The 26,739-nt window shown below is 44.7% G+C and carries 24 protein-coding genes, 1 tRNA gene and 1 pseudogene; 16 read left to right on the top strand and 10 right to left on the bottom strand.

Annotation, left to right across the window (positions count from 1 at the left end):
* Positions 1 to 11: 11 nt before the first annotated feature.
* Both COW15_RS10630 and COW15_RS10625 read right to left on the bottom strand, forming a co-directional pair.
* The gene (locus COW15_RS10630; protein ID WP_293632552.1) at positions 12 to 461 is read right to left on the bottom strand and encodes an LPP20 family lipoprotein; all 450 of its coding nucleotides are present in this window, start codon (positions 459 to 461) and stop codon (positions 12 to 14) included.
* The gene (locus COW15_RS10625; RefSeq protein ID WP_293632551.1) at positions 458 to 1,090 is read right to left on the bottom strand and encodes a FlgO family outer membrane protein; all 633 of its coding nucleotides are present in this window, start codon (positions 1,088 to 1,090) and stop codon (positions 458 to 460) included. The genes COW15_RS10630 and COW15_RS10625 overlap by 4 nt, the downstream gene beginning before the upstream one ends.
* Before the next feature lie 283 nt (positions 1,091 to 1,373).
* Between COW15_RS10625 and COW15_RS10620 the strand changes: the two genes are divergently transcribed.
* From COW15_RS10620 to COW15_RS10570, 11 genes are all read left to right on the top strand, one after another.
* Positions 1,374 to 2,540, top strand: coding sequence for a flagellar assembly protein FlgT (locus COW15_RS10620; protein ID WP_293632550.1), 1,167 nt, complete (start codon positions 1,374 to 1,376; stop codon positions 2,538 to 2,540).
* A 55-nt stretch (positions 2,541 to 2,595) separates the two neighbouring features.
* Positions 2,596 to 2,671 (top strand) — tRNA-Arg (locus tag COW15_RS10615).
* Between the two features lie 49 nt (positions 2,672 to 2,720).
* The gene (locus COW15_RS10610) at positions 2,721 to 4,028 is read left to right on the top strand and encodes a 6-hydroxymethylpterin diphosphokinase MptE-like protein (protein ID WP_293632549.1); all 1,308 of its coding nucleotides are present in this window, start codon (positions 2,721 to 2,723) and stop codon (positions 4,026 to 4,028) included.
* Positions 4,025 to 4,306, top strand: coding sequence for a hypothetical protein (locus COW15_RS10605; protein WP_293632548.1), 282 nt, complete (start codon positions 4,025 to 4,027; stop codon positions 4,304 to 4,306). The genes COW15_RS10610 and COW15_RS10605 overlap by 4 nt, the downstream gene beginning before the upstream one ends.
* Before the next feature lie 42 nt (positions 4,307 to 4,348).
* The gene (locus tag COW15_RS10600) at positions 4,349 to 5,329 is read left to right on the top strand and encodes an NAD-dependent 4,6-dehydratase LegB (protein ID WP_293632547.1); all 981 of its coding nucleotides are present in this window, start codon (positions 4,349 to 4,351) and stop codon (positions 5,327 to 5,329) included.
* A gap of 16 nt (positions 5,330 to 5,345) precedes the next feature.
* A complete protein-coding gene (locus COW15_RS10595; RefSeq protein ID WP_293632546.1) occupies positions 5,346 to 6,023 on the top strand; it encodes a class I SAM-dependent methyltransferase in 678 nt (225 codons plus the stop codon).
* A 1-nt stretch (position 6,024) separates the two neighbouring features.
* Positions 6,025 to 7,200, top strand: a complete 1,176-nt coding sequence (locus COW15_RS10590) for a LegC family aminotransferase (protein WP_293632545.1) — start codon at positions 6,025 to 6,027, stop codon at positions 7,198 to 7,200.
* A complete protein-coding gene (locus COW15_RS10585) occupies positions 7,190 to 8,179 on the top strand; it encodes a hypothetical protein (RefSeq protein ID WP_293632544.1) in 990 nt (329 codons plus the stop codon). The genes COW15_RS10590 and COW15_RS10585 overlap by 11 nt, the downstream gene beginning before the upstream one ends.
* 9 nt (positions 8,180 to 8,188) lie before the next feature.
* Positions 8,189 to 9,193 carry an N-acetylneuraminate synthase gene (gene neuB / locus COW15_RS10580; RefSeq protein ID WP_293632543.1) on the top strand — a complete coding sequence of 335 codons (1,005 nt, stop codon included), beginning with the start codon at positions 8,189 to 8,191 and terminating at the stop codon, positions 9,191 to 9,193.
* Positions 9,190 to 10,359 (top strand): UDP-N-acetylglucosamine 2-epimerase, encoded by a 1,170-nt coding sequence (gene neuC, locus COW15_RS10575; protein ID WP_293632542.1) that lies wholly within the window; start codon positions 9,190 to 9,192, stop codon positions 10,357 to 10,359. Before neuB ends, neuC begins: the two co-directional genes overlap by 4 nt.
* Complete coding sequence (locus tag COW15_RS10570) at positions 10,340 to 11,365, top strand: hypothetical protein (RefSeq protein WP_293632541.1); 1,026 nt, start codon at positions 10,340 to 10,342, stop codon at positions 11,363 to 11,365. The genes neuC and COW15_RS10570 overlap by 20 nt, the downstream gene beginning before the upstream one ends.
* On the opposite strand, the gene COW15_RS10565 is transcribed toward COW15_RS10570, so the two are convergent.
* Genes COW15_RS10565 through COW15_RS10555 form a run of 3 tightly spaced genes read right to left on the bottom strand, consistent with a single transcriptional unit; the run spans position 11,362 to position 15,623 of the window.
* Entirely contained in the window at positions 11,362 to 13,842 is a 2,481-nt protein-coding gene (locus COW15_RS10565; RefSeq protein WP_293632540.1) for a 6-hydroxymethylpterin diphosphokinase MptE-like protein, read from the bottom strand. The two genes, COW15_RS10570 and COW15_RS10565, sit on opposite strands and share 4 nt — an antisense overlap.
* A 29-nt stretch (positions 13,843 to 13,871) precedes the next feature.
* The gene (locus tag COW15_RS10560; RefSeq protein WP_293632539.1) at positions 13,872 to 14,567 is read right to left on the bottom strand and encodes an acylneuraminate cytidylyltransferase family protein; all 696 of its coding nucleotides are present in this window, start codon (positions 14,565 to 14,567) and stop codon (positions 13,872 to 13,874) included.
* Positions 14,568 to 14,570: 3 nt separating this feature from the next.
* Positions 14,571 to 15,623, bottom strand: a complete 1,053-nt coding sequence (locus tag COW15_RS10555) for a nucleotidyltransferase family protein (RefSeq protein WP_293632538.1) — start codon at positions 15,621 to 15,623, stop codon at positions 14,571 to 14,573.
* Between the two features lie 241 nt (positions 15,624 to 15,864).
* Here COW15_RS10555 and COW15_RS10550 point away from each other — a divergent pair, with 241 nt between their 5' ends.
* Positions 15,865 to 16,341: a DUF2947 domain-containing protein gene (locus COW15_RS10550; RefSeq protein WP_293632537.1), complete on the top strand. Its 477-nt coding sequence runs from the start codon at positions 15,865 to 15,867 to the stop codon at positions 16,339 to 16,341.
* Positions 16,342 to 16,519: 178 nt separating this feature from the next.
* On the top strand, positions 16,520 to 17,080 hold the full coding sequence (locus COW15_RS10545) for a chalcone isomerase family protein (protein ID WP_293632536.1): 561 nt from the start codon (positions 16,520 to 16,522) through the stop codon (positions 17,078 to 17,080).
* A gap of 16 nt (positions 17,081 to 17,096) precedes the next feature.
* Here the strand turns inward: COW15_RS10545 and COW15_RS10540 are convergent, their stop codons facing one another.
* Both COW15_RS10540 and COW15_RS10535 read right to left on the bottom strand, forming a co-directional pair.
* Positions 17,097 to 17,957, bottom strand: a complete 861-nt coding sequence (locus COW15_RS10540; RefSeq protein ID WP_293632569.1) for a DUF6268 family outer membrane beta-barrel protein — start codon at positions 17,955 to 17,957, stop codon at positions 17,097 to 17,099.
* 187 nt (positions 17,958 to 18,144) lie between these two features.
* Positions 18,145 to 18,771: a TetR/AcrR family transcriptional regulator gene (locus COW15_RS10535; protein ID WP_293632535.1), complete on the bottom strand. Its 627-nt coding sequence runs from the start codon at positions 18,769 to 18,771 to the stop codon at positions 18,145 to 18,147.
* A 139-nt stretch (positions 18,772 to 18,910) separates the two neighbouring features.
* Here COW15_RS10535 and COW15_RS10530 point away from each other — a divergent pair, with 139 nt between their 5' ends.
* Positions 18,911 to 20,020 carry an efflux RND transporter periplasmic adaptor subunit gene (locus COW15_RS10530; protein WP_293632534.1) on the top strand — a complete coding sequence of 370 codons (1,110 nt, stop codon included), beginning with the start codon at positions 18,911 to 18,913 and terminating at the stop codon, positions 20,018 to 20,020.
* 2 nt (positions 20,021 to 20,022) lie between these two features.
* Positions 20,023 to 23,103 carry an efflux RND transporter permease subunit gene (locus tag COW15_RS10525; RefSeq protein ID WP_293632533.1) on the top strand — a complete coding sequence of 1,027 codons (3,081 nt, stop codon included), beginning with the start codon at positions 20,023 to 20,025 and terminating at the stop codon, positions 23,101 to 23,103.
* On the opposite strand, the pseudogene COW15_RS10520 reads toward COW15_RS10525, so the two are convergent.
* Positions 23,088 to 23,192 (bottom strand): annotated as a pseudogene (locus COW15_RS10520) (DUF465 domain-containing protein); the annotation flags it as partial. The gene COW15_RS10525 and the pseudogene COW15_RS10520 sit on opposite strands and share 16 nt — an antisense overlap.
* A gap of 169 nt (positions 23,193 to 23,361) precedes the next feature.
* Between COW15_RS10520 and COW15_RS10515 the strand changes: the two are divergent.
* Positions 23,362 to 25,365 (top strand): methyl-accepting chemotaxis protein, encoded by a 2,004-nt coding sequence (locus tag COW15_RS10515; RefSeq protein ID WP_293632532.1) that lies wholly within the window; start codon positions 23,362 to 23,364, stop codon positions 25,363 to 25,365.
* A 77-nt stretch (positions 25,366 to 25,442) separates the two neighbouring features.
* Here the strand turns inward: COW15_RS10515 and cydX are convergent, their stop codons facing one another.
* Positions 25,443 to 25,559, bottom strand: coding sequence for a cytochrome bd-I oxidase subunit CydX (gene cydX, locus COW15_RS10510; protein ID WP_006082469.1), 117 nt, complete (start codon positions 25,557 to 25,559; stop codon positions 25,443 to 25,445).
* A 29-nt stretch (positions 25,560 to 25,588) separates the two neighbouring features.
* Positions 25,589 to 26,728: a cytochrome d ubiquinol oxidase subunit II gene (gene cydB / locus COW15_RS10505; protein ID WP_293632531.1), complete on the bottom strand. Its 1,140-nt coding sequence runs from the start codon at positions 26,726 to 26,728 to the stop codon at positions 25,589 to 25,591.
* Positions 26,729 to 26,739 lie beyond the last annotated feature (11 nt).

Genomic DNA, 26,739 nt, shown 5'->3' with positions numbered 1-26,739 from the left:
TAAAGTTTTTGCTAGAAATAAGTCACTTCTTTTATCCGCTGCGGGCGACTCTGTTGTTGATACAACTGCCATACCTTAGCAAAATCAAGTTCTAACTCAGTAACATAATGATCACCCGCGGGATAGCTCTTTACGACTCGCGCACCACGGATCACCCCAGAAACCGACGCTTTAACATTATCGTCCGTCAACATCCAATCACTCACGCTGCTGTTGGCGGTGATCTTTTGGCCATAGACTTGTTCGGCTAATTCACGATAAGCGACAATTTTAGAGGCTTGCATAGCCATCAGCACTTTTTGTGACTGTTCCTTCGCTGGTTGCGTTGCCAATGGCGCATAACCTATAGCGGTCAACTTAGGAAAAGTGGGAGGCGGCACATCTTCCCACCGAACATACTTATCTTGGGCCGCACAGCCACCAATGAGGAGAACCATGGCAAGCAATAGATAGCATTTCATTTTCCATCTCCTAACACACGCACTTCATTCATACCAGGACTCGCCTGACGATATAAGATGCCATCCTGTGAAACGACTTGCTCCGATAGCTGCATATAATTGCCAAGCTCTTTTTGCGTCACAAAAGTCTGCGAAGCTGACACCACACGATTATTACTCAAACTCACAATACGGGCATTAATCGCCATGCCATTGGTTGTGGGGCTCATGGTAGACACCAGAAGATGCTCAACGGGAAGATTTGTCGACAGTTTTTGCCAGTCCCGTGTCAAAATAAAGTCCCCCTCCGCAGTTACCCGCAGTCCATCACCTAGATTTAAATCCACCACATTGAATTGAAACTGATGCAAGGATGTCATCAGCCCCTGTTGTAACTGCTGCGCCAGTGCATTAGTGCTGCTCATATCCCCCACTAAAACAGGCGTCGCGACGACTATGGGCTGATCGGAACGCAATGCATCATTTTGCTTAACCAATTCAGTGACTATTCGCTGGGATAAATGATTGATCATCGCCGTTGGCGGTAAACCATTGCCATCCACTAAGCTAGGTTTCGGTGGCGCAACGGGCTGAGTTACGCATCCACCTAACAGGAGTAATGTTAGGGGAATAATCACTTGCTTTAGCATTGGGTCTACCTCATTTATGAAAATACCGACAATGGTATGACTCACAGATATCTGCCATAAAAAATGCAAAATCCAGACCAAAGCGAAGCACTGATCTGAACATTAAGCTGAACATTGCACTGATAGTCGACGTATACGCACTTTATCGACAATAACAGCGAAAACTTTATCTAAAGTTCCCATCGAATAAGGCACAGAATTTGCTTTTAGCGGTAGATAAGAGGAAATGTCAGTAAACCGACTTCCTGAAAATTGACAGCAACACAGCGTTAAGGACTCATCGATGCACATATTAAGATCCGCTTCGTACATTATGTGGAGCCTTGCATTGCTCGCTATGCCTGCAAAAGCAGAATGGGTTGAAGCCAGTGGTGAAGCCTTAATCAGCAACAGCAATATCGCCCAAGCAAGGGAAGAAGCCATTAACCAAGCGATAAGCTATGCCACCCTCAGTACTGGCATTCAAATTTCCAGCCAGCAGCAAACCTCGAACGGTAACCTGACACAGAATAACTTCGCAATAAACCGCTATGCACAGGCTATCAGCATTCAACTGGTGAGTGAGCGCATCCAAGGCAACAAAATCTATGTCTCACTCAGACTCGACTTAAATGATGACCCAACCCAGCAGTGTCCAACCGGACAACTCAAGGCAGCAATCCTGATCCCGCAAGCGCAAATTAAAGATCGGGCACAGCTAAGGTACGGGCAACTGTCAGGGTTTGAAGAAGCGATCTCCGAAAAACTCGCCAATAGCATCGATGGCTATTCCTCCACCAGTTTTACCCACCTTCATGCCACAGAAAGACTCGACATCAATCAAGAATTAACTGACGTCCGCGGTTATCGACTACCAAGCTGGCTGAGTGAAATCACCGATAGTCAATATATTTTATTTCCACAAGTTATTAATATTTCAACGGAGTCAGTACAATCGACCTTTATGGGATGGTGGGATGAAGCCCCACAAAGGCAATTCCAATTTAAACTCGCCCTCTACCACGGGATCAGTGGAGAAGCAGTTTGGAGTAAAACCTATAGCACTTCGGCCCCCTGGGAATTTGAAGAGCAAGCCATAGTCTCCCCTAACAGCGATCAATTCTGGCGCTCCGCCTATGGCCGAAATATCAACCAGTTAATGCAAGAGGCAACCCGAGATCTGGACAACACACTCAATTGCCGACCGCTACTCGGTCAAGTCGTCAGTCGCCAAGCCGATAGGATTATACTGAACTTAGGTCGCAAGCATGGGATCCGTGTTGGCGATAAGTTCCAAGTCGTTTTACAACAGAATCTACCTGACCGCCTCAATGAAATGCGCGCCGTCGCAACTAAAAGTCGGGCCACGGTAAAAATTGAACAAGTGAGCGAAGAAAGCGCCACCGCCGTACTCGTAGACCAAAATGCGGCTTACAATGTACAGATAAACGACATCGCGCTTAAGATTTAACCAATTAAATCATAAGCCTTTTAATCAGAGATAAAACCAGTATAATCACTGTCGTCTCTTCATAGCTCAACAGGATAGAGCAGCCGCCTCCTAAGCGGCCGATCGGGGTTCGAGTCCCTGTGGAGAGACCAGATAGTGATCGAACTGGTGTCTGAAATAAGCAATTCCCGAGGATGCGGAATGACCGACCTGTTCACATCAAATATTGCCATTATCGAAGATCGTTGGCCTATGGTAGCGACTGCGATAAAAAGCCAATCCATTGAACACCTTGATGCACACCTAGTCCAAGGCCAAAACCAAACCATCAGCGTTAACGGCATTCAATTGAGCAGTCGCCATGATCGTATGGCAGAAGTTAATCTCAATATTAGTAAGTTACCGCCTCATAGCCATATCGTGCATTTATATGGGCTAGGCTTAGGCGATTTGCCTCGAGAACTGCTACTTAACTACCCGTTAGAAAAATTGAATGTGACCTTGCTTAACCTCGCTGTCACTCAGTTAGTACTCAGCTATACGGATCAAACCGATTGGCTATCCAATCCTAAATGCGAATTACATCTCGCCACATCAGAAACCACATTAGCTATCCCTTTCCTAACTTCTTCTGCTGAGTTAGTGTTAGCCGATGATGATGGCGCGGCGCTGAGAAATAAACTATTAATCCGCTATCAAACTCGTTTTGCGGCAAGGGCACATCAGGCTCAAGACCCTCAAATTTTGGCACGCTTACAACAAAATACCGAGTTAGTTCAAAAAGATGCTGATGTATCAGAACTTTATCGCAGTCCTCACCAGCAAGTTATTGTTGTGGGTACAGGACCTTCTTTAGAGGCTGCGCTATCGACACTCAAAGAGGTCTTTAAGCGCAAAAATCGACCACTAATGATTGCTGTTGATACCGCATTAAAACCCTTGTTACAGATGGGTATTAGACCAGATATTGTAGTGAGCATCGATGCAGACATTAACGAAAAACATCTGTTGCCAGAGCAATCATCAGGGATCCATTTAGTTTACTTCCCAAGACTGGCATCAGAGGTACTAACACGTTGGCAAGGAAAGCGATTTGTGGCCTATGGCAAGCATGCCTTATATGACAGTCTACGCACTATCAAGCATCATGATACTCTCTATACTGGCGGCAGTGTGCTCCATCCAGCAGTTGATCTAGCGGTAAAAATGCAAGCAAAACAAGTGTTTTTAATTGGCTGTGATTTGAGCTTTCCCAATAATAAAACCCATACTGGTTGGGCCGATGGCGAACTTAATATGCACATTGCATCGCAAGCATCGCACCAATGGGTGCTAAATAACCAAGGCAAAAAGGTAACTACCAGCCTTAGTTTCATTAGTTATATCGATGCCCTCGAAGCTTATATCAGAATTCACCCCAACACTGTTTTTTACACTACCAGTACACTCGGCGCCCAAATTAAGGGGTGCCAACATATGGACATTGAAAACTTAAGGTCAAAGTTATGACAGTAGATGTCGATAATATACTCAAGGATTTACGTGCCGCTGCTAAGTATTTTTTACTGGCGGAAGAATCCTTCGGCGCAGAATCAATGTTACAAGTAACAGATGGGCTGATTGCACTTTCCAGTCATTTACCGCCCCAAGCGCAATATACGCTGAATCAGCTTGTTGGCCAGGCTTTCGCGGCTCAGCAACGACACGACTTAATTGGGTTAGCGGATTATCTTAACGTTGAATTATACGACTTCATTCAACAGCTCGACAAACAATCGGTTAATTGAAACACTAGACCAGATATCTGTTTAAAAATGCAAAGGATTACCATGAAAAGAGTACTAGTGACTGGGGCTGACGGGTTTATCGGCTCTCACCTTGTCGAAATGCTAGTTGCACAAGGTTATCAAGTCAGGGCACTTAGCCAATACAACTCCTTTAATCATTGGGGCTGGCTTGAAAACATTACTTGCTTAAATGACGTTGAAGTCGTTTGTGGCGATATTCGTGATCCGCATTTCTGTAAACACTTGTGCAAAGATATCGATGTGATTTATCACCTTGCGGCACTTATCGCAATTCCTTATTCCTATATAGCCCCCGATAGCTATCTTGATACCAACGCGAAAGGTACCCTCAATATTTGTCAGGCCGCACTCGAAAATCACGTTTCAAGAGTGATTCACACCTCAACCAGTGAAGTCTATGGTACAGCCAAATACGTCCCCATTGATGAACAACACCCTCTGCAGCCACAGTCACCTTATAGTGCCTCAAAAATGGCGGCAGATGCGATGGCAATGAGTTTTCACAATAGCTTTGAGTTACCGCTGACTATCGCTCGGCCATTTAATACCTATGGCCCAAGGCAATCGGCACGAGCGGTTATTCCGACAATTATTAGTCAAATCGCAGCGGGTGCGATGCAAATCAAGTTAGGCGATATCTCCCCTACCCGTGACTTCAACTACGTATTAGATACTTGCCGTGGCTTCATCGCATTGGCGGCACATGACAATTGCATAGGTGAAACGCTCAATATCTCGTCCAATTATGAAATATCAATTGAAGACACTCTGAACATCATCAAGCAAAACATGCATAGTGATGTGGAATTCATTACGGACGACGCACGCTTAAGACCTCAACAATCTGAAGTGTTCAGATTATGGGGAGACAATAGTAAAATCAAAACACTAACTGGATACCAACCTCAATTCGATATTCACACAGGATTGAAAGAAACCATTGCTTGGTTCATCGAACCAACTAATCTGAACAAATATAAGTCTACTATTTACAATCGATAATAGGAGCGAGGCATCAATGACAACATCATGGGATCCAGTATGGGAAAAAATATTTACCACTCAAGCTTGGGGAAAATATCCTGGTGAAGATTTAATTCGATTTGTTGCCCGCAACTTCTATAAAGCACCAAACCGAACCGACGTCGAATTACTTGAAGTCGGTTTTGGTACTGGAGCAAATTTATGGTTTATGGCCAGAGAAGGATTCACAGTTCATGGCGTTGAAGGCTCCCCTTCGGCACTCAAGATGGCGATTGAGCGACTCAATAGCGAAGTGCCTGATTGGCAGGGAGATTTACGTCAAGGCGATATGCTTAATCTTGACTATCCCGACAATCGCTTTGACGCCGTTATTGATAATGAGGCCATTTATGCTAACAGTTTCGAACATGCGCAAACAATGTATCGAGAAGCTCACCGAGTGTTAAAACCAGGTGGACTAATGTTCAGCCGCATGTTCACAGATGAAACCACGGGATATGGTACTGGACAGCAAGTCGGCCTCCATGCATTTATGGTTGATACCGGACCTATGGCTGGCAAAGGTTACACTCGATTTACCACAAGAGAATGCTTAACGACCTTATTTTCACCGTTCAAATTAGTCGAATTACAATTAATTAGTCGTGAAAATGATCAAGGTGAGAAAGTGAGTGAGTGGATTGCTATCGGTCAAAAAGCTATGGATGAATAGCATGAATACATCGTCCATTGATCACACCATCAAATTTATCCGTGAATTATACGGCAACCCTGAGCACTTGCCGTTGCATGCACCGCATTTTGACAATGATGAAATCGATTTAGTCACAGAGACGATACACAGCACATTTGTTTCCAGTGTCGGAAAGTACGTCGATAAATTTGAGGTATTAGTCAAAGAATACACTCAAGCTGGTGCAGCTGTGGCAACCGTTAATGGCACGGCAGCACTTCACGCAGGCTTATTTTTAGCGGGCGTCAAACAAGGTGACTTAGTGATCAGCCAGTCACTCACATTTATCGCAACATGCAATGCCATTCATCATTTAGGTGCCCAGCCGCTATTTATCGACGTGTCATTGTCACATTTAAGTCTTTGCCCAGCCTCACTCGACAACTATCTAACTGAGCACGCTGAAATCACCGACAATAATGAGTGCCGTCATAAGTTGACAGGGAAAATCATCAGGGCCATGGTTCCCATGCATACATTTGGACATCCGGCAGACCTCGATGCATTAGTCGCTCTGGCCCAGAAGTGGTGCATTACCTTAGTGGAAGATGCCGCGGAAAGTTTAGGCTCATTTTATAAAGGCAAGCATACCGGTACCTTAGGTAGATATGGTTGTATTAGTTTTAATGGTAATAAAATCATTACGACAGGCGGTGGCGGCATGATTTTATGCCAAACCCCCTCCGAGGGCATTTCAGCCAAACACATTACAACGACGGCAAAACAGCCCCACGCTTTTGAGTTTTATCACGATGAAGCCGCATTTAATTACCGAATGCCCAATTTAAATGCGGCGCTAGGATGCGCGCAAATGAACAAGCTCAATCGATTCCTGGTGCAAAAAAGAGCCATAGCCAATCAATATGAGGCTTTTTTTGCCAACACTGACTATCAATTTATTAAGGAACCGCCAGAGTGCAGCTCTAATTACTGGCTAAATGCTATATTGTTGCCAGAACCAGCACAAAAAAGTGCATTTCTTGAGAGAACAAATCAAGCTGGCGTCATAACAAGGCCTGTGTGGCAGTTAATACACACTTTACCTATGTATTCAGATGCACCTAAAGGACCGCAAAGCAATGCTGAATGGCTTTCGCAACGACTGATTAATTTACCCAGCAGCCCCCAAGCAAAAACCAAAAAACATGGATGCTAACACTCTGATTAATGACATCTACTATCAAGATGAATATGCCAAACTTTATCTTGATGACATAGATTCACTGAGTCACTTTGAATATAGTGAAGACAACCAATGGTTTAGGTGTTTAAGTATTAAACGCCCCATTCCTCACGCTCTTGACGCTGGACTTGAAGACCCACTCTTTGATTTAGAAACGCCCTATGGATATGGCGGTCCTGTCACCAACAGTGATGACATCAACTTCATCCGCCGCGCAATGCAACATTACCGTACTGATTGCCAAGCCAACCATATTGTATGTGAATTTATTCGTTTTCATCCACATAACCCGCTTGCAACGAACGCGAGCTTGTTTGATTTTCATCTACAAGAACGTCGGGTCGTTAGTGTCAATCTACTCGCAGATGAACAACTGCGCTGGCAAGGCTACTCAAAGACGACTCGTAATATTATTCGTAAATGCCAACAGAAACTGACGTTAGATGACAACATCAGTATCGATGAGTTCATCACCCTCTACCGTCAAACTATGGACAAAAATAACGCTGAGTCCTTTTTTTATTTTTCCCGAGCATATTTTGAAGCCCTTAGACAACAGAGCCACTGTCAGCTTTTAGGCGTTCGTTCGTTAGATGGTGAGTTAATCTCTGCGGGCTTTTTTTTCCACGCAGGCCCCCTTGCCCACTATCATTTATCGGCCAACAACTTGGAACGGCAATACGAAAATGGTAATTACTATTTGCTTGAGCAGGCCTTTATTTGCGCAAAAGCGGCAGGTTGCCAGAGTATGCTCCTCGGTGGCGGGAGAACATCTGCAGAAGATGACAGTTTATTTAGATTTAAAGCTAAGTTTTCAAAAGATATTTTACCTTTTTACATTGCCGGATTAGACTTTAATCCAGCGCAACGACAACGGCTCAACGATACATGGCAAGCGCGTCATCCTGATTTGAACCTTCATCGATTTCAACAGTATCGGCTGATACCCTAAGGATATTAAATGACGAACAAAACCTTCATCATTGCCGAGGCGGGCGTTAATCATAATGGTGATATTCATCTGGCTAAGGCACTTATCGATGCAGCGGTAGCAGCTGGAGTGGATTGCGTTAAATTCCAGACATGGAAAACAGAACTATTAGTCACACAAGAAGCCGAAATGGCGCAGTATCAAATTGAAAATACGAAAGAAAACATATCCCAATTTGATATGCTCAAAGCACTAGAATTAAGCTACCCTGATTTTGTCGAACTCAAAGCCTATTGCGATGAACGTAGCATTATATTTATGTCAACACCTGATGAAACTGAAAGTGCCACCTTTTTAAATGGCCTGCAAAATCAATTTAAAATTGGTTCGGGAGAGCTGACCAACCTTCCCTTTTTAGCGCATATTGCCAGCTTTGGTAAGCCTGTGATCCTTTCCACAGGGATGAGTAACTTAAGCGAAATAGAACTGGCTCTGGAAGTACTGCAACTACATGGTATTTCGTTAGAGATGATCACTGTCTTACACGCAACAACACAATATCCAACCCCAATGGATGAAGTGAATTTATCAGCAATGAATACCATTAAACATGCCTTTCCTGGCATCAAAGTGGGCTATTCCGATCACACATTAGGAATTGAAATTCCGATTGCAGCGGTTGCACTTGGCGCAACTATTATCGAGAAGCATTTTACGCTAGATAAGCACATGATAGGACCGGATCATAAAGCGAGTCTCGAACCACTTGAATTACAGCAAATGGTCAACGCCATACGAAATTTAGAAGTCGCGTTGGGTAACGGCAAAAAGGTCCCGAGTAAAAGTGAAATAGATAACAAACGGATCGTGCGTAAAAGTATTGTCGCAGCCAAGGTAATAAAGAAAGGAGCAATACTAACCGAAGATGCATTAACTATTATGCGTCCAGGCACAGGGCTACCTCCAAGTCGCTGGAATGAAGTGATTGGTTCAGCAGCCAAAGTTGATTATGCGGTGGGGGATCTTATCCAATGAGTCGTAAAATATGTGTCGTGTCAGCGACTAGAGCTGAGTATGGGCTATTAAAGCCCCTGCTAACGGCTATTCACCATGATGCGGATCTGATGTTGCAACTTATTGTTACAGGGACACATCTTTCACCTGAATTTGGTTTTACCATCAAAGAGATCCAGAAAGATCCCTATCCGATTGTAAAAAAAATTGAAATTTTACTCTCATCCGACTCAGCCGTAGGTGTTAGCAAAAGCATGGGATTGGCCCAAATATCCTTTGCGGAAGCCTTCGATGACCTACGTCCAGATCTCGTCGTAGTGTTAGGTGACAGGTATGAATTATTGCCAATTGTATTAGCTGCGAATGTTGCACATATCCCCGTCGCACACCTCAGTGGTGGCGAGCTAACAGAAGGCGTTATGGACGAATTGTTTCGCCATGCCATCACGAAATTGGCTCACTTGCATTTTGCCGCCATAGAAGACTACCGCCAGAGGATAATTCAGATGGGAGAGCATCCCAGCAGAGTGTTCACCGTTGGAGAAGCTGGCTTAGATAATATTCGCAATATGACCTTGATGAGTAAAGCTGAAATTGAAGAGAGTTTACAATGCCCGTTAATGCCCAAAAACTTAATCATTACCTACCATCCCGATAGTCATGATAATTTAGAAGCGATTAACCTGTCATTTAATACGATACTGGCGGCACTCGATTCGCTTGAAGACACATTGCTCATCTTTACGAAAGCCAATAGTGATATTGGTGGCCGGCTCATCAATAAACTTATTGATGAGTACGTTTCGTTAAATCCAAAAAAATCTCTTGGATTTACCTCTCTAGGACAAAAAAGATATTTATCTTTACTTCAATATGTCGATGCTGTGCTCGGTAACTCCTCTAGTGGTATTGTCGAAACGCCATCATTTAAACTACCGAGCATCAATATTGGCCCTAGACAACAAGGTCGGATCCGCGCCGACAGTACTCTCGATATTGAATGCAATTATCAGGCATTAATCACCGCCTTGACCACTATTTACGACGAGGCATTTTTAGCAAAGGTTAAACAGACTCAAAATCCTTACGATCAAGGAGGCAGTTCCCTCAAGATTAAAGAAATTATCAAACAGTTTGATCTCAGCAGTTTAAAAATGAAACGCTTTTATGACTTACCAACACATTAAACCCATTGGCGGAGAGGCTGAATATGCACAGCCTAACTTTGAGGCGATCACCCAAACTGGGCGGTCATCGCTACGGTTGATTATTGAAAGCGCCAAACTACAAGCCAAACACGTTGCCCTACCTGATTATCTTTGCGAAGTTATTATTGATATTTTTAAAGAATATCAATCTAAAATTCATTTTTATCCAGTCAATCAAGATTTATCACTCGACTATAGTGCGCTACCAAAACACTTTGATGTGTTATATATCATCAATTACTTTGGAATGGATTTGGGTAAAAAGCTAACTCTGCCACTCAGCGCTGGGCACACACTCATCATCGATGATGTCTTTTATCCGATGCCACGTATGATAGAAATCGACACTGCATGTTATGCGTTTAATAGTCTTCGAAAAATCTCAAAGCTTGCTGATGGTAGCCTTATTCGGGCCAATAGACCTTTGCTGTTGGAGCTAATAACAGGAGCAACTAATTCACCATTTTCAACGCTAAAATACTCAGCAAAAGCCTTAAAGCATCGATTCATTTATCAACACATTGAGCCGCAAATACCGTTATCTGAACAGCGATATCTGACAAAATTTGAACAAGCCGAACGGCTGCTCGATAGTCAAAAAAACATCGTAGCGGTCTCTATGCAGAGTCAAATAATGGCAATGGAATTCTATCGACAATTACAAGATGAAACACAAACCCGACGAGAAAACTATCTATGCCTTAAACAATTACTTGCAAACAATTTACTGCAAATCGACACTGATTTTTATTCATTTTCGGTGCTCAAACATGCGCGAAAAAGCGAGTTAAAAAAGTATCTTGCCAGTCAAAGCATCTACCTCCCGACACATTGGCCTGTATCTGAAAGCAATTATCTTAAGTCAATCAATAATATCAGTATAAATTGGTTATCAATCCCACTTGATGCTCGTTATACCATACAAGACATGGAGCGATTAGCCAAAGCCATACAAGACTTTGACCAACATTCGACCAGTTTCTAAGCTGATTGACCAATCTGCAATAGCATTGCAGCCGCGAGCTTGTTTTGTGGTTCAACACTCACCACATAATCACAGGCAATTTGGGCTGATTCTGTCGCTCCTAACTCAAAGAATATTTTCGCTAACGCCATCCACGCATGAGTATCGTCCCCAAATAGTGTTAAATATTGGTTGTAGACATCGACAGCTGCCAATGGATCCCCAGTCAAATACTGCAAGTGCGCGAGCTTAATCAAATACCTTGGAGAGAACTTGCACAACTCTTTTAACCCCACAATGGCTTCTGGAAAGTGTTTCTTCCCAAGTTCAATTCCTACAAGGTGATTTAGTGCGTACATTCGATGACTATCAACACTGGTTTGTTGAAAATGCTCCAACGCAGCATCATTATTGTCCACTAACACATTGATATAGCCAAATAATAAATGCGTTAAAGAATCTTTAGCACCATTATTGTTAGGTTGCAAAGACAAACTGAGAGCCAGTTTTTGCAATCCATGCAGATCTCGTTTTGCAAAAAGCTGTGTGGCTTTATGCTCAACGCCTTCAGCACTGGCTCTTTTCGCAATAAATTGAGCATGATCGGTGTCATTTGAATTAATTTCTGCATTATACTCAACTAATATCTGTTCGAAACTCTGCTGAGTAACAAGAGATTGTGCTGCTAATGTATGTTTCTGCATCCAAAGGTAAGCCCGCCCTAACTGTTTATCTCGCCGCCACGTAGAAAACATCAATTCAAAATCAGGCTGACTTTTCAGCTCTTCTTTTCGTGCTACAACACGCTCAATGCTTGAATCAATCAGCTTTAACAGTTTTTTGGCACTCTTCTTATACGCTTGATAGTAAAGATCGCCACTTTTCTCTAATTGAGTATCGTCCCAATGCTCTATGGAACTCGGATCCATATATTCCACAAAATAAGTCAATCCATAGGTTTTCAGCAGCCTTGCAAGATACGCAAAATTTTTGTCCAGTTTACTCTGGATTTTATTTAATTTAACTACAATGCGATCTTTTTGATGTTGCATCTGGCATTTATACAACTTCTTATTCGTTATAATGCCCTCATCGGCGAGCAAAATTATTTGCTTCAGATCTTGTTGAACCTTGGATAACTCTTTAAATACCATATTATTATCTTGCCGCAGTGTATTCTCAGTGAAGCTATCGCAATATGCTTGCATCTTTTGCTTGGCATCATCAGGAAAACCAACAATATTAACATGTTGAATATTTTGATAACTCACGCCTTTGATTTTTGCCGCGTTCAAAGAAAGGTTAATAATCTCAAATTTATTCTCTGTTAGCTCTGCAATCACTATTTCAAATTGCTCACGAGCAGAGGCCAATGGAAACGACGTTTCAGCCATCTCATTTGCATTGGTTTCTACCCACAATCCATCAGCAGTAAGCAAAGGACCTTGGGCAGTTTCAATACTGCCTTTTGCATGTGTGTAGCCTTCCTTAGAAAAACACAGATCCACACCCGCAAATAAAATTTTGGAGCAACCAATTCCTAACGTAAATGACAAAGCAGAATTGGTCACTGTTGGCCCTGCAGAATAAAAGTTTTCACTATTATTGGTTGTTTTCCATGGGAAGCGTAAACCAAGATAAAGATTTGGTCCCCGCCACTGCGCTAATAACTTAGAAACAACATGATAAGAATTTACAAATACGACGGATGGCGGAAACTCCAACATCTCTTTGCTGACATCAAAACTATCATCGAAAGGATCAACTGATACAAACACATCAGGGATCAAATCAACTTCTCGTAGGCGCTTGGCAATCCTTGATACCGCAATAACGACCAGTCGTTTACGATGCTCAATGACCCAGGGAAGTACCTCATCTAATGATGGACCACCAGCAAGAATAATGGCTGTGCACCCCGTAAATACATCTTTGAGTGGCATAGCGGGAAGATTATTTTCAGAGATATTTTGTAGCTGGCGCACAATAAAGTTTTCACTGCCGAGCGTGACGCGGTTTAAATAGGAAAGCTGCTCTAAACTGGCATGCACTTTAAACTTTAGCGCATGATAATCATCCAAGTATTCGTATCTAGCACCCAATGAGTCAAAAAAACGTAATTTATTTTTATAGATGAATTGTGCTATTTCCGAATGCTTTACCGCCGATTCCCACTCATCGGCTCCATAGATGTAAATATTGGAATCTTCTTCAATGGAGCAGTTTGTGCTAACAGTTCCCACCAAAGACTGTAACTCAACAAAGATATACACCGAATTATCTTGCTTACGGTGTTGCCTAACATAATCAACCAGCAATCCAGAGTCAGTCCCAATAATGACATTGAATGTATCATCGTCCCATAAGACTTCATGATAGTGAGCTTTGAAAACACTGTGTGAATCGTACCGGTCAAAACAGATTTGATTGACAGGATATAAATACCTTTCACCAAAAGCATTAGTTGAGAAATCTAATTTTTCTTCAGGAGGGTTCATTACATTATCCTTTCAATACGGAGAGTTAACTATTTTTTAGACGCCAAAAATTCACCAAATTGGAAATCAATCTCGGTATCAATATCAATGGAGTCTTCTTTGTTCATCACATGAGCAAAAACATTTTGGGAATAGAAAAATGACTTTCTTAGCTGCAACTGTTGCACATCAAATAAATAGATAGCACCATTAAAGCGATAGTAAACAGGTAAGTCCTGGCTGCGCAACTCGCTGATTTCAGGCGAAATAAAACCATCGAGCGACTTAGATTCAGGCAAAATATTAGCCCACAAAGGGCTATGTTCGCACTCACAGACTGAAATTACCCCTTGTGCATTGCTACGCCTAAAAAAATCAATTGCTGTTGATATATCTGATGTGCCTCTTAATGGCGATGTAGGCTGCAATAAGAGTAATAAATCATAATCTCTCCCACTCTCAGATAAAAAGTCGACAGCATGCAAGACGACATCAATTGATGATGCAGTGTCCGATGACAAAATATCAGGACGTATAAATGGTGTTTCTGCTCCATATTGTCTTGCTATCGCAGCTATATCTTCACCATCGGTACTCACAACAACATCCGTGATATTCTCACAGGCTTTAGCTGCTTCTATGGTCCAAGCTATCAATGGCTTGCCAGCAAAAGGTTTAATGTTTTTGTTTACAATACGTTTACTGCCCGCGCGTGCGGGAATAAGGGCTAATACGCGTTTATTCATTCACTAAATCTCTAGCATAGCAATATCGGCTTGAGCACGGTCAAAATCATCTAAACGACCGATATCCAGCCAATACTCATGGATGGGAAACATGAGTACTTGTTCCATTTTATCAATCGTATTTTGTAATAACGTCGGCATGTCGATTTTGATGTCTTGCTGTACTTCTCGAATCAATTCTGGCGTTAATACATAAATACCTGCATTCACAAAGAAACGTTGAATAGGCTTTTCTTCCATCGACAAAATATGATGACCATCGCCTACAATGACACCATAAGGAACTTGGTATTCATAATCTCGCACGCACATCGTTGCCATCGCGCCATTATCATTATGGAATTCGATCAGTCTTTCAAAATCAACGTTAGTGAGGATATCTCCATTCATCACAATCATGGGTAAATTTGGCATATCTCGAGGCAATAGACTTAAGGCTCCAGCAGTGCCTAGCGGCTGATCTTCCTGAACATACTGAATGCTAACGTCCCATTTGCTTCCATCACCAAAGTAACTCTTAATAATCTCTGGTTTGTAGAAAACCGAAATATAGAAATTTTTAAACCCAGCCCGAATAAAACTTAACAAAATTGTTTCCAATATCGGACGCCCCCCCACACTTAACATTGGCTTTGGGGCGTGGTCGGTCAGCGGCCTTAATCGAGTCCCAAATCCCCCTGCCATTAAAAAAATGGGATTATCATACACATTTTTCTTTGATACTGATTTTAACGTTTGAACATCAACGACTTTGCCATTATCAAGGATAGGTATCGATGTGATCGATTTTTGTTCCATGATTTTAGCGAGTTCACGTTTTGAAGTTCCCTTTAACGCAGTAATCGGGGTGACAAACATGATGTCTGCAACGGGAGAATTTAAAGACATACTTTTCAAAATACCACGACGAATATCACCGTCCGTTATAGTACCAAGTAAGTTACCAAAATCATTAATGACTAAGACTACTTTTAATACCTCATTGTTCAAGATCTCAATAGCCTTCAATATCGTGTCGTTAGGCTTAATTACTGATTTTTTCCAACCATTATTCATGACTATCTCCCGCCAAAACGATTACAGTATTGTTAGCATAAGTTAGTTTATTGACAACATAATAACACATTGTAGTTCAAGCAAAAGTTACGCCATATCTAACGTATTGCATGATTAGACTTAAAACACAGGAAACAAAACAGATAAAGACCATAAAATCTTACCTCTACTCTGATAAAATGGTACGTTGTCCCTCCCCCCCTCGTTTCAGCACTTATTTTTTGATGGTATCAATTTAAAGATGAATAGCTACATAGCCTTACAAAATTACAAACGTAAGTGGATTTTCAACCACCAAGACTTACCTGTGACCGATGAAGATAAGGCCTATATCCTACCTTTGACGGATAAAAGTGCCATGGAAGTTTGGAATCAATGGATCAGCAATAAGAGTAGTCGTGCCGAACAATTTACTAAGGGGGATTGGGCGGCGAAAGCCAATGCTTGGACAAAAACGGATCATTGGCAGAGTGCCTGGGATAGCGAAGAGAGCAGCCTACCCGAAATGTTGGCGGAATTTATCCAGTGGCCAGACGAAACGCCGGTGTATTTTTGCTATGAGAAATACCAAATTATCGAGACACGCTGGGATGTGTTTGTCCGTAACTGGAAGTGCTTTTTATTTTTCGACGATGGCCCAATTCTTATCTCTCCTAAACAAAAACAAGCCGTTATGTTTGAGCAAAATGGTCAGTACAAGTTAGGTATTCGCGGCTAGCCCTGCATAATATGGTGTTTTAAGCATTAAACGCCCCAAAATCGAGTGGTAACTAAGGGCTATCACTCCCCCTTTCTTTCGATTAGTATCAGGCTCGTGTTCACAGCATGGTATCCTCGGATTGCTAATGGAATGAGCCGCACAACTATAACTAAAACAATACGATATGAGGTGTATTATGAAGTTACTCTCAACACTAACCTTAGCTACAGCGCTGTTTTTACCTAATATTTCCTGCGCAAAAGATATCTCTGGCATAGAAGTCGCCGACACTATAGTGCTTGAAAACCAATCCTTACAGCTAAATGGCGCCGGCGTTCGCAGTAAATTTTTTATGGATTTGTACGTGGGCAGCCTCTATGTACCAGCACAGCTCAGCAGCACTGTTGCAGTCTTAGAGGCCCCGGTTGCCGCTATCCGCCTTAACATTACCTCAGGCATGATCACCTCAGAAAAAATGCGCGATGCGATCACAGAAGGTTTTGAGCACGCGACGGCAGAAAACACCGCCGATATCCAACCGCAAATCGATGCCTTTATGGCGTTGTTTAAGGAAGAAATTAAAGAAGGTGACCAATTTACCTTAGTCGCGAATAAAGCCCGCGGCGTAACTGCCTACAAAAACGGTCAGGAACAAGCCACCATCGAAGGTGAGATGTTCCGTCAAGCGCTGTTAAAAATTTGGTTAGGCGATAAGCCAGCCCAGAAAAGCCTCAAAGAGGCGATGCTGGGTAAATAGCTAGCGTAAATTTGAATTAGAATTTAAATTCGATATCCAAGGCCGCTGCGCCTTGGTTATCCATCTCGAGCGCAGCTTGGCGTGTCACTTCTAATTCACCATTAAAGTAGTATCCGGCGTAAAGATTTATCGATAGTGCCGGTGTTGCCAGCCAGCCGCCACGAATATAACCCACCCACTCATTGGTTTCGACTGCGGTATCATCGTCCTCTATCAGGAATCGCTCCGTTCGCCGTGCACTACCTAAGCCAATATTCCAATTAGGATTAAATTGGTAACTCAGCTCCAATCCTGCTGGACCGCTAAACCCGGCTTGGAAGGGATTGGCCAGTACCCAATGTTCATTTATCTGCCAGCGCATCGCAAGGTAAGGAACGGTGCGAACTTCATCAATATCATTAAGATAAGCGACACCAAAACCAATCATATTACCCGAATCAAAGGCATACATAGCCGAAGCGACGACGCCGTAACTCTGGGCATTGCTGGCCGAAGCCGTATCGGCGTAGGCATATTGGATCTGTGGTGCTAAAAAGAAGGCCCAATGTTTATCCATGCGATAGTTTAAAGAAACACTGGCGCGATATCGGTCAATGTGCTCCCAACTTTGCCCTGTCGCACCGAAGAGGCTTGACACATTGTTGGCACCGTTGAGGGTAATTTGACGCCAATCGTAATCGAGTCGGTCATAGCCTCCCCGTAACCCCAGCGACCATTGTCGATTTAATGGAATATTCATCCCCGCATTTAACAGCAAACTATCCCTTTGTAGCTCAGTATTGCCGTTAGCAACCGCGGTACTCTGAGTACTTATCTGCGACACACTGAGCTTAAAACGCTTATTCTCAGCCGCTGGTTTTTCAGCAGCGACCGCCATACAACTAAAAACAGCCACCAGCAATAGGCTAGTTTTTAATATAAGGGAGCTTATGTTGTTGACTGTGGGATGATGATTTATCACGCCAGATCCTTGTACTTTAAAGAGTAAGTGTATTGTTGCGGATCATACGCTGACAGTAAGAGAAAGGTTCAATCTTTAAAAGCAAAGATACAAACTGACACTTTTAAATGCGATAAGCCTTTAAAAACATTTCCGCACAACCGCAAATATAAGCCTCGCGTTCTTGTATTAACCCTTCGACATCCAGTCCTAGCTCTAGCCTGAGTTTCAGCTCACCAAAGAGCATTAAACACAGCCTTACGGCGCAGTGATGGGCATTACCAAACCGATATTGACCTAAAGCGTCTACCGAAGCTAAATAACCGGACAGCATAGCGACCATATGTTTAGGGCCAGCCTCAAAAAATAACCGCGACACTTCGGGATGGCTTTCGGACTGCGCCACACAGGCTTTGAAGACGGTAATAGCCTCAGGGCTGACGATCATGTCGCCAAATTGTAGGGCAAATTGTGTCAGGGTTGACTCGGGTTGGGTCGGATCCTTTAACAAATCATCATTCAGATTGTGGCCAACACATTTCGATTCTATCGCCGCCACGAAGAGCTCATCTTTACTGCCGTAATGGGAATACACTGTCTGCTTAGAGACCCCAGCAAGTCTAGCGACTTCATCCATGCTGGTATGGGGAAAACCTTGACGGCAAAACAAATCAATTGCAGCAACAAGAACTTGCTGTCTTTTCTGCTCACTACGGCTCATGGGTAATGGCCTTTCAGCGGAATGTGTCATATCAACTCTCGAATAGATAGACATAATAAATTGGTATTAGTTAAGCACAAAATAGACTAGACAGTCTAGTTCTACACAACTAGACTAGCAAGTCTAGTTACATTGCATTAACGTTTAACTTACGACGGAAGCACTTAAAATGGATCGAACTGCCCGACATTCTTGGCGTACCATTAGCGTTTGCTTATTGGCTATATCGGCCTTAACGGCCTGTCAAAAGGAAGTGACCGAACACGCTAATTCCGCCGTATTACAAACCGTGGTCACTGCGCCGCTACAGTTATCGACTAGCTATGAGCGTGAGCAAACCTATACAGGCACGATCCGAGCGGGCAATACCACAGGCGTCGGATTCGAACTATCGGGTAAATTGAGCGAACTCTTGGTCGACAGTGGCGCCAACGTGATTCAGGGGCAAGTGCTCGCAAGATTAGACACTCGGCTGCTGGATGCAGAGCATCAAGAAATACAAGCGAGTCTGTTACAAACTCAGGCCGATGTCGATCTTGCCACCAGCACCTTAAAACGTAACCTCGAGCTCAAAAAGTCGGGTTATGTGTCCGAGCAATTGCTCGATGAAAACCGCGGCCAATTAATGAGTCTAGAAGCGGCTAAACAGCGTTTACAGGCCTCGCAACATGCCAATCAACTCAAACTCGATAAATCCAAATTACTCGCACCTTTTAATGGCACTATCAGCCAACGTCAGCATAACTTAGGTGAAGTCGTCGCCGCTGGCAGCCCTGTATTTACCTTGGTTGGCAATGTTAATCCAGAAGCCTATATCGGTGTTCCCGTGGCCATAGCCAATCAATTTCCCCTCGGACAAGAAGTTCATATCCGCGTACAAGATCAAATATTTATCGCGCAAATCGCCGGAATGAGTGCCGAGGTGAATCCCATTAGTCGCACCCTGCAACTGCGCATTAGCCTACCTAAGGATGCGCGGGTCATTAATGGTGAAATAGCCTATTTGCATCAACAGCAAGAAGTGGCGCAAGCGGGTTACTGGGTGCCCATCTCCGCCCTCACCGATGGTATTCGTGGCCTGTGGAATTTATACGTTGTCACAGCAAACTCAACGGAGGCAAAAATCGAACGCCGTGATGTGGAGATCCTCTATACCACTCAAGATAGGGCTTTTATCCAAGGAGCAATACAGGCGAACGAGAATTATGTCAGCCAGGGGCTGCATAAATTAGTCGTTGGCCAAGTCGTAGCCCCCACTACCACTGTATCGACGAGGTAATTATGATCAAAGCCTTCGTTGAAAATGGCCGTTTAGTCAGCCTAATTATCGCCCTACTGCTCGTTGCCGGATTTGGTGCTATTTCTAGCCTCCCCCGCACCGAAGACCCCCATATAACCAACCGCTTCGCCTCGGTCATTACACCTTACCCTGGGGCATCGGCCGAAAGGGTTGAGGCCCTAGTGACTGAGGTATTAGAAAATCAGCTACGCCGCCTAGAAGAAATCAAACTGATCCAGTCCACATCCAGACCCGGCATTTCGGTTATCCAATTGGAGCTGAAAGACACGGTTATGGAGACAGATCCCGTCTGGTCGAGGGCGAGGGATTTACTCGCCGATGCCAAAAACGCACTGCCAGACGGCACTCAAACGCCAACCTTAGATGATCAAATCGGCTATGCCTATACCGCGATTTTAAGTCTAGTGTGGAACGCCAACACGCCCGTTCGAGTGGACATGCTTAACCGCTATGCCAAGGAATTACAGAGTCGCCTAAGACTACTGCCCGGCACAGACTTTGTTAAACTCTACGGCGCACCCACGGAGGAAATCTTAGTCCAGCTCGATGGCAATAAAATGAGCCAATTACAACTCACCCCTGCCGCTATCGCCCAAATACTCAATGGCGCCGATAGCAAGATTGCGGCGGGTGAGATCAACAACTCAGCATTTCGAGCCTTAGTCGAGGTTTCGGGCGAGCTAGACTCACAGACTCGCATTCGCCAAGTGCCACTAAAAGTCGATACCCAAGGGCAAATCATCCGCCTTGGGGATATTGCCAGCATTTCCCGTCAACCTAAAACGCCAGCGGACAGCCTAGCCCTAGTCGATGGTGAACAGGGCGTATTTGTTGCCGCCCGTATGCTTAATAATACCCGCGTCGATCTCTGGCAGTTACAAGTTAACAAGGTCGTTGAAGAACTCAATCGTGATATCCCAGCCAATATCAAAATCCAATGGTTGTTCGAACAAAACAGCTATACCAGTGAGCGTCTCGGCGGATTAGTGGTGAATCTACTTCAAGGTTTTGTGATCATTTTATTGGTTCTCCTGCTTACCCTAGGCCTAAGGAATGCCGTTATAGTGGCCATCTCTTTGCCTTTGACCGCGTTATTTACCTTAGCCTGTATGAAATATATTGGATTGCCGATACATCAAATGTCGGTCACAGGCCTGGTCGTTGCCCTTGGGATCATGGTGGATAATGCCATCGTGATCGTCGATGCCATCGCCCAAAGGCGTCAACAGGGTATGGGCCGTTTAGCCGCAGTGAGCGAGACCTTACATCATCTTTGGCTGCCCTTAGCTGGCTCAACTATTACGACGATTTTGGCCTTTGCACCCATAGTGCTCATGCCCGGCGCCGCGGGGGAGTTTGTCGGCGGTATAGCCATGTCGGTGATGTTTGCACTACTGGGTTCGTACTTGATTTCCCACACCTTAATCGCAGGGCTTGCGGGGCGGTTTAGCCATGAAGGCAAAAACGATGTTTGGTATCAACATGGGATCAATGTTCCCGTTATCAGTGGCTACTTTCAAGCCAGCCTAAGGGCTGCACTAAAACGCCCCATACTGAGTGCGGTCGTGATAGGCATCATTCCGGCATTGGGGTTCTATGCCTCGGGCAAGATGACAGAACAATTCTTTCCGCCATCGGACAGGGACATGTTCCAAGTCGAGATTTATCTCGCCCCCCATGTCAGCCTAGAAAACACCTTAAACCAAGTCTCCTTAATGGATAAACTGCTGCATAAGGTGGAAGGTATAACCCAAGTCGATTGGGTCGTCGGTGGCAACACGCCATCATTCTATTACAACTTAACCCAGCGGCAGCAAGGCGCGACAAACTATGCCCAGGCCATGGTGAAAGTGACCGATTTTGAACGCGCCAATGCGCTTATTCCCCAATTACAGCAGCAACTGGATGGTCAATTCCCCGAAGCGCAGGTCCTAGTGCGCAAATTAGAGCAGGGCCCTCCCTTTAATGCCCCAGTAGAACTGATGATCTTCGGCCCTAACCTCGACACACTGCGCTCCCTAGGAGATGAAGTTCGCAATATTCTGGCCGCAACGCCCGATGTGATCCATACCCGTGCGACCCTCAGTGCAGGGGCCCCTAAGGTGTGGCTGCAGGTTAATGAAGATGCCAGTCTAATGAGTGGCCTGAGCTTGAGCGATATTGCCAAGCAAATTCAAATGTCGACCACGGGGGTCATAGGCGGTAGCGTGTTGGAACAAACCGAGTCTCTGCCCGTTAGAGTACGGCTCGGTGATGGCAGTCGTGAGCAGGCGAGCAAACTGTCAGAAATCCAATTAGTGACACCATCGGGTGAAGCGGTTGCACTCTCTGCCCTCGCCCACAGCGAAGTGCAAGTCAGTCGTGGCGCGATTCCAAGACGTAACGGCCAAAGGGTCAATACTATTGAAGCCTATATTGTCAGTGGGGTATTGCCAGCCCAAGTGCTTAATGAGGTAAAAGACGCCGTGAGCCAGTTGCCACTGCCATCCGGCTATCGCATTGAAATTGGAGGCGAAAGTGCAAAGCGCAACGAAGCTGTCGGTAACCTGCTATCAAACGTCATGCTGGTTGTGACCTTGCTGCTGGCGACTGTGGTACTGTCCTTTAACTCCTTTAGACTGACTGCCATCATTTTATTCAGCGCGCTGCAATCTGCAGGACTGGGTTTACTCTCGGTCTTTGTATTCGGTTATCCCTTTGGTTTTCCAGTGATCATTGGTTTACTGGGATTGATGGGGCTTGCCATCAACGCCGCGATAGTGATCTTGGCCGAGCTTGAGGATATGCCCAGCGCCAGACTCGGCGACAAAGAAACCATTATCAGCACAGTCAGCAGCTGTGGCCGCCACATTAGCTCGACAACCATCACCACAGTGGGCGGATTTATTCCGCTTATCATCGCGGGCGGTGGGTTTTGGCCGCCATTTGCGATTGCTATCGCGGGCGGCACGCTGCTAACGACCCTGTTATCTCTGGTATGGGTACCGACTATGTATTTACTATTGATGAAGAAGCGAGAAAAGTGTCCCCCTTCGGTACTCCAATCTCAGATAGCATCATGAATTAGGTACTGATACAGCTTATCTTTGAGGTTTAACCGCTCTAATTTTAACGCTAAAAAGTGCTCATCGGCGGTGGGCACTTTGGTGATGCCAATTCGTATGCCACGCAAACTCGCCTATATAAGCCATCAATATTTGACCTTTCCACGAAAAGACACCGAACTCTCTATAAAGAATAGAAAATCTTAGACTCACATCAAGACCATTAGATAAAACTTAGCTTACATTAGCGTTAACCTCTCCCTATAGGATCGCAAAATGAACTATAACAATTGGCCGATTGCAAAACAGATTGGTGCACTTGCCTTTTTTCTTACCCTGGTCGTTTTTAGCATACTCAGTACCCTCTCCTACCAAGCCGCTTCGAATGTGCTCGAAGACAAAGGTATCAGTGCGATGAAAGCCGAGATGCACGCCGTATCCGATATGTTAGAACTGCAATATGACAGTCTCCTGCAACTGGCGAGACGTAACGCCGATGTCTTTAAGGAAATGTATCCAGGACAGTTCAGTAAACTGGACCAAAACGTCAATATTATGGGGGTGAATTCACCTATCCTAGTACACGAACAAGAACACATTAACGCCTCAAAAAGTAAGGTCGATCGTTTTGCCAATCTGACCGGCGGTACTGCTACTGTCTTCGTGCGTGATGGCGATGATTTTATGCGGGTTTCAACCTCCCTCAAAAAAACCGATGGTAGCCGTGCGCTAGGCACTTACCTAGGTAAAACCCATCCAGGCTACCAAGCTCTGATCGGCGGCAATGAATACGAAGGCTACGCCAAACTCTTCGGTAAAGACTATATGACAGTCTATCGCCCAGTGAAGGACACACAGGGTCAAGTCATTGGGATATTATATATCGGTTTTGACATCAGTAATTCCCTGCAGCAACTGCAAAAAGCCGTTAATAAACTCACCTTAGAAGAGAGTGGCTACTTTCTGCTCATGCGCAAAGTAGACCAAATGTTAATCGCACACCCGCAGTTTACTGCCAATGAGCCCGTCACCGAATCTATGCTCGATGGCTTGAGCCTAACCCAAGTCATGCAGGAAGATAGCGATTGGCGTTATAGCAACAGCAAAAAAGAACCCATGTTTGCCTATACTCAAACCGTCACAGGCTGGAATTGGATGTTAGTGGGTCAAGTCAAAGCGAGGGAACTCAACGAAGAAAGCCTGCACTTACTCACGATCAACGCCATTGTCGCCATCACAGGCATAGTACTGATAACAGTGCTATTGTCCCTAGTGTTACTGCGTTCACTCAAACCTCTGCATGCCCTGCAAGTGCATATGGAAACCTTAGGCCGAGGCGATTTTAGCCGCCCACTGCCGCCATCTGTACCACAGAGTCAAAATGAAGTAGATAAAATCACTACGAGTGTATCGGCCATGTCTTCGGAACTAAGGCAATTAATGATTGCACTGCAGGGTTCAGTGATGAGCCTAGAGCAGCAGGCAGCCAAGGCGCAGAGTATTGCCAAGCAAAATGGCGAGGAAGCCCAAGCCTTAATGCTACAAACCGATCAAATCGCTACGGCCATCGAAGAAATGTCGACCTCGATCCGCGACGTTGCTAACCATGCACAGGATGGCGCCAATCAGAGTCAACAGGTGGACTTAGCCGCGAAAGCAGGCCAACACCAACAGGCTAAGGTGGTGCAAGATCTGCTCAAACTCAGCCAACAACTGAATAACAGCCACCAATCCGTTGAGAAAGTCAGCCAAGAAAGTCAAGCCATCAGTAAAGTCACCGAAGTGATTAACAGTATTGCGGAGCAAACCAACCTTCTGGCACTCAACGCCGCCATTGAAGCGGCGCGGGCGGGTGAGCAAGGTCGTGGCTTTGCCGTCGTTGCCGATGAGGTCAGGATCTTAGCCCAGCGCACCCAAGCTTCTATCCTAGAAATAGGACAAACTATCAATAAATTACAAACCCAAGTGAAGATCACCACAGAACAAATGGCCCAAAGCCATCAATTAGGCATGGCATCGGCAGCCCAAGGTGAAGCGACGGGCGAGCAACTGAAGGAAATCACCCACCGCATAGGCGAACTGGCCATCAGCTCACGCAATATTGCTTCGGCAACCGAGCAACAGAGCAGTGTTGCAGAGGAAATCACCCACAACCTGCACCAGATCAGTGAATTGGCTAATGAAGGTGAGCAACGCGCCGTACAGACGGTCCATTCAGCCGATGAGTTATCCTCCTTAGCCGTGGCATTAAAACGACAAATAAGTCAATTTAAAGCCTAGTTCTAGGCGCTAGAATCTAGAAAACGATCCAATAAAAAACCCCGCTTTAGCGGGGTTTTTAAAATCAAGCTTAGGCGTTACTCGGCATCATCTGCCGATCTGTCCATGTTCTCGGTATTCTCAAGCCACAGGGCATTAATAATTCCGAAAGAACAGGCCAACAAAACCCCTAATATCCACGTGAAATACCACATTGCAGGTGCTCCTTAATTCTTCGTAAACATTAATAGAGAGAGGCTTTGTTATCTTCAATATGTTTGCGATTTAAACGACCAAACATCTTGAAGTAAGTCCATACAGTGTAACTTAACACGATTGGGACGAAGATAACCGCCGCCCAAGTCATTACCGTTAATGTCATTTCACTGGCGGTCGCATCCCACATGGTCAAGCTCACATTGGGATCCAGTGATGATGGCATGACGAAGGGGAACATAGCCGCACCACAGGTCAAAATCACCATAGCCACAGTCAGTGAACTGAATAGGAAGGCAAAACCTGAGCGGTTCAAGCGACTCACAAGGATCACTAACAAAGGTAATACCACACCTAAGATAGGGAACAGCATAGTCACTGGGTACTTGTCATAGTTAGCTAACCAAGCGCCAGCTTCAACGGCCACAGTCTTCATCGTAGGGTTAGAAACGGCGCTGTGATCCAAGGTCGACGTCACGACATAACCATCGATGCCATTAGCCAACCACACACCTGCCGCAGCAAATAACACCGCCACTAACAATGCGAAGAATTGTGTCGCTTTCGCCGCACGCACCCGCAATTCACTGTCGGTTTTCATTTGCAACCAAGCAGCACCCTGCATCATAAACATACTGACGCTCACCAGACCCGCCAGTAAACCGAATGGGTTCAACAGGCCAAACAAACCTCCGTGATAAGTTGCACGCAGGAACTCATCAAAGTTAAATGGAACACCTTGCAATAAGTTACCAAAGGCAACGCCTATGATCAGCGGCGGTACAAAACCACCACAGAATAAGGCCCAATCCCATGACTTACGCCATTTTGGGTTTTCAATTTTAGAGCGGTAATCAAACCCAACAGGACGGGTATACAAGGCAAACAGCACTATCATCATGGCCACATAGAAGCCAGAGAAAGACACTGCATACACCATAGGCCAAGCGGCAAATAATGCACCACCCGCCGTAATTAACCACACTTGGTTACCATCCCAATGGGGGGCGATGGTATTGACCATGATACGGCGCTCGGTATCGTCTTTGCCTATGATGGGCAGTAACGCACCGACACCCATGTCAAAACCGTCGGTAACCGCAAATCCGATGAACAGCACGCCGATCAGAGCCCACCAGATAACTCTCAATATTTCATAATCAAACATAATGAAATCCT

Source organism: Shewanella sp. CG12_big_fil_rev_8_21_14_0_65_47_15 (assembly GCF_002783505.1).
In the GTDB taxonomy this organism is placed as follows: Bacteria; Pseudomonadota; Gammaproteobacteria; order Enterobacterales; family Shewanellaceae; genus Shewanella.
Note: the sequence above shows the minus strand (reverse complement) of the source record. Positions and strands in the feature narration are given on the sequence as shown.

Bases quoted from the DNA above. Each gene is read 5' to 3' on its own strand.
- COW15_RS10630 (WP_293632552.1), bottom strand. From the start codon at position 461: ATGAAATGCTATCTATTGCTTGCCATGGTTCTCCTCATTGGTGGCTGT.
- COW15_RS10625 (WP_293632551.1), bottom strand. From the start codon at position 1,090: ATGCTAAAGCAAGTGATTATTCCCCTAACATTACTCCTGTTAGGTGGA.
- COW15_RS10620 (WP_293632550.1), top strand. From the start codon at position 1,374: ATGCACATATTAAGATCCGCTTCGTACATTATGTGGAGCCTTGCATTG.
- COW15_RS10610 (WP_293632549.1), top strand. From the start codon at position 2,721: ATGACCGACCTGTTCACATCAAATATTGCCATTATCGAAGATCGTTGG.
- COW15_RS10605 (WP_293632548.1), top strand. From the start codon at position 4,025: ATGACAGTAGATGTCGATAATATACTCAAGGATTTACGTGCCGCTGCT.
- COW15_RS10600 (WP_293632547.1), top strand. From the start codon at position 4,349: ATGAAAAGAGTACTAGTGACTGGGGCTGACGGGTTTATCGGCTCTCAC.
- COW15_RS10595 (WP_293632546.1), top strand. From the start codon at position 5,346: ATGACAACATCATGGGATCCAGTATGGGAAAAAATATTTACCACTCAA.
- COW15_RS10590 (WP_293632545.1), top strand. From the start codon at position 6,025: ATGAATACATCGTCCATTGATCACACCATCAAATTTATCCGTGAATTA.
- COW15_RS10585 (WP_293632544.1), top strand. From the start codon at position 7,190: ATGGATGCTAACACTCTGATTAATGACATCTACTATCAAGATGAATAT.
- neuB (WP_293632543.1), top strand. From the start codon at position 8,189: ATGACGAACAAAACCTTCATCATTGCCGAGGCGGGCGTTAATCATAAT.
- neuC (WP_293632542.1), top strand. From the start codon at position 9,190: ATGAGTCGTAAAATATGTGTCGTGTCAGCGACTAGAGCTGAGTATGGG.
- COW15_RS10570 (WP_293632541.1), top strand. From the start codon at position 10,340: ATGACTTACCAACACATTAAACCCATTGGCGGAGAGGCTGAATATGCA.
- COW15_RS10565 (WP_293632540.1), bottom strand. From the start codon at position 13,842: ATGAACCCTCCTGAAGAAAAATTAGATTTCTCAACTAATGCTTTTGGT.
- COW15_RS10560 (WP_293632539.1), bottom strand. From the start codon at position 14,567: ATGAATAAACGCGTATTAGCCCTTATTCCCGCACGCGCGGGCAGTAAA.
- COW15_RS10555 (WP_293632538.1), bottom strand. From the start codon at position 15,623: ATGAATAATGGTTGGAAAAAATCAGTAATTAAGCCTAACGACACGATA.
- COW15_RS10550 (WP_293632537.1), top strand. From the start codon at position 15,865: ATGAATAGCTACATAGCCTTACAAAATTACAAACGTAAGTGGATTTTC.
- COW15_RS10545 (WP_293632536.1), top strand. From the start codon at position 16,520: ATGAAGTTACTCTCAACACTAACCTTAGCTACAGCGCTGTTTTTACCT.
- COW15_RS10540 (WP_293632569.1), bottom strand. From the start codon at position 17,957: ATGGCGGTCGCTGCTGAAAAACCAGCGGCTGAGAATAAGCGTTTTAAG.
- COW15_RS10535 (WP_293632535.1), bottom strand. From the start codon at position 18,771: ATGACACATTCCGCTGAAAGGCCATTACCCATGAGCCGTAGTGAGCAG.
- COW15_RS10530 (WP_293632534.1), top strand. From the start codon at position 18,911: ATGGATCGAACTGCCCGACATTCTTGGCGTACCATTAGCGTTTGCTTA.
- COW15_RS10525 (WP_293632533.1), top strand. From the start codon at position 20,023: ATGATCAAAGCCTTCGTTGAAAATGGCCGTTTAGTCAGCCTAATTATC.
- COW15_RS10515 (WP_293632532.1), top strand. From the start codon at position 23,362: ATGAACTATAACAATTGGCCGATTGCAAAACAGATTGGTGCACTTGCC.
- cydX (WP_006082469.1), bottom strand. From the start codon at position 25,559: ATGTGGTATTTCACGTGGATATTAGGGGTTTTGTTGGCCTGTTCTTTC.
- cydB (WP_293632531.1), bottom strand. From the start codon at position 26,728: ATGTTTGATTATGAAATATTGAGAGTTATCTGGTGGGCTCTGATCGGC.